Annotated in this window: 3 protein-coding genes; 1 reads left to right on the forward strand and 2 read right to left on the reverse strand. The window is 59.5% G+C overall.

Features of this window, described 5'->3' with window-relative positions:
• Positions 1-335: 335 nt before the first annotated feature.
• Complete coding sequence (locus tag QOI01_RS10020) at positions 336-674, reverse strand: hemophore-related protein (protein WP_526380416.1); 339 nt, start codon at positions 672-674, stop codon at positions 336-338.
• A 296-nt stretch (positions 675-970) separates the two neighbouring features.
• Positions 971-1837: a glucose-1-phosphate thymidylyltransferase RfbA gene (rfbA, locus tag QOI01_RS10025; protein ID WP_526380418.1), complete on the reverse strand. Its 867-nt coding sequence runs from the start codon at positions 1835-1837 to the stop codon at positions 971-973.
• Between the two features lie 510 nt (positions 1838-2347).
• On the opposite strand from rfbA, the gene QOI01_RS10030 reads away from it, so the two are divergent.
• A partial coding sequence (locus QOI01_RS10030; protein ID WP_526380420.1) for a glycosyltransferase occupies positions 2348-2545 on the forward strand: 198 nt, incomplete at its 3' end.

The raw sequence follows: 2545 nt of genomic DNA on the forward strand, positions 1-2545 counted from the left end.
AAGGCCAGCCGGAACGGAGGCATGTCACGAAATCCCATGCTGGTCAACTGAGCCCCTATCGAGAATTCGGAATGCCATAGGATTCAACGTACCGCGCGGGCCTGGCAACACCGCCGCACTTGCCTCGGATACATAGCAAATTGACCTGCCAGAGATAGCTACGAATGCAGTTCCACTTCTTCTCCATCCGACAGCCGACCGCCCACCCAGCCGATCTTGATCTGTACGCCTCACGACGAGTGCTGGTCCACCTCCGAAGCTCACCAGTCCAGTCTTGGGCGCCGCAGTAGCTTCAAGGAACGCCTGCGACGCCGGCGAGGGCGCGCGCTCGTACCTCAGTACTTGGTGCAACTGGTCAACATCTGCTGGAAGACGGGAAGGGCCTGATCCGCGCCCTGATTGTTCTTGATCTGGTTGAGCAGATTCACTCGCTGATCCCGCGACGAACCGAGGAACACCTGCAGGAATTTCTGGTTGGGCGGCGATTGATCTAAGTACTGCGCAGCCGTCGGATTCTCCGTGTGGACCGCAGTCATCGCCTGTTCGTAAGTACAGGTGGAATTGACCATCGGCCCGTAGTCGGGTTGAGCGGATGCCAACCCGACCCCAGCGGTCAACGACAACGCCAGGCCACCACCCGCGACGGCAAGTTTGGTCATCGACAGTTTCATCATGTGTCCCCTTCTGGTAACTGGTGTCACTGATTGCACAACTGTAATCATCCGGCTTGAACTCGGGGCGGGCACTACCAATATTTGGCTCAATTACCACCAATTCATCAGTCCTAAACCTGGCAACCGAGATTCACTAGAGCTATCGGTCAGCGTTTCGGGGCGTTACACCTGAATCCAGCGGGATGCATTTTGTGCGCTGTTCGATATTTGCTGCTCGGCCATGGGAATGCGGTTTTTCCACAGAATGCGGCCGCGACCCGTCTACCAGCGTCGTTGCCGCGAGTGCCCATGGTTGTCTAATTGCGGGCCACCAACTGCAGCAGGTAACTGCCGTATCCCGACTTGAGCAGTTCCTTACCGCGGGCGGCGAGCTGATCGTCGTCGATGAGGCCCGCGCGCCAGGCAATCTCTTCAGGTACACCGATCTTCAGACCCTGACGGCGTTCGATGGTGCGAACGTAATCGCTGGCGTCCAGTAGTGAGTCGAAGGTGCCGGTGTCCAGCCATGCGGTGCCGCGCGGCAGCACCTCGACGGACAGCTGACCGCGATCCAGGTAGGTCTGGTTGACCTCCGTGATCTCGTACTCACCCCGGTCCGACTTCCGAAGTGATCGGGCGATCTCGATGACGTTGTTGTCATAGAAGTACAACCCGGGAATCGCATAATGGGACTTCGGCGTCGTGGGCTTCTCCTCCAGCGACAGCGGCGTCTCGTCCGGACCGAAGTCAACCACGCCGTACGCTGACGGATTGGCTACCCAGTAAGCGAAAATGGCTCCCCCACTGACATTTTGAAATCTGCGCAAACTCGCGCCCAATCGCGGCCCGTAGAAGATGTTGTCACCCAGCGCAAGCACAACCGTGTCGGTCCCGATGTGGTCAGCGCCAATCACGAATGCCTGCGCCAGACCTTCGGGCTCGCGCTGGATCGCGTAGCTCAAGCACACCCCGAATGCCGAGCCGTCACCAAGGAGCCGTTCGAACGCCGGGGCATCAGCCGGTGTGGTGATCACCAGGATATCGCGAACACCGGCCATGATCAGCGTGGACAACGGGTAGTAGACGAGCGGCTTGTCGTACACCGGCAGCAGTTGCTTGCTAACGCCCATGGTGATCGGATGCAGCCGAGTCCCGGAGCCGCCGGCGAGAATTATGCCGCGCATATGTTCCCTTGGCGGAAAAAGATGAAGGTTAGGTACTCGCCGGGTCCGGTGGTGGCAAGGATATTTGCTAGCCAGTCTTGGCGAAACACGTGCGTCACCCTATCGTGCAGGCCGCGAATGACGACGAAATCGTGAGCCACGACACGGTGTCATCGATGTTCTGGCCGACTGCCCGACGCGATCAAGAGCACGACGTAGCCGACATCGGGAATCGGCACCACGCGATAAATCGACAAGCAGAATTTTTGGTCGCCTCACCCCGTATACGGATATCGCTTGGCCTGGCGACGTTGCGTTCAGTCGTGGCTCCATTGCCGGAATCGGTCGGATCCGTGATTTTATTCGCGGCGACACTGTAAAAAGGGGTCATGACATAGCTGTGTTGGCTTCCCAGAAATTGGTGGCAGGGGTGCGCCGGTTGGGACGGGGCCGTCCGTAGTGCGAGCGTTGGTGAGCACGAACGACGGCACTGAGAGTGTGTACACGGACCGGGGAGGGGCGGAAACCGTCGTGAAATTTGCCATGGCGAGCTATGGATCTCGGGGAGATGTCGAGCCTGCTGTCGCTCTTGGCCGCGAACTACAGCGCAGAGGCCACGAAGTGCGCATCGCCGTCCCGCCCGACCTGATCGGCTTCGCCGAAGCGGCGGGGCTTACGGCGGTCGCCTACGGGTTGGACGTCGAGCCGCAGCTCGATGCCTACCGCGAC

It is taken from the genome of Mycobacterium sp. (assembly GCF_032162605.1).
Lineage (GTDB): Bacteria > Actinomycetota > Actinomycetes > Mycobacteriales > Mycobacteriaceae > Mycobacterium.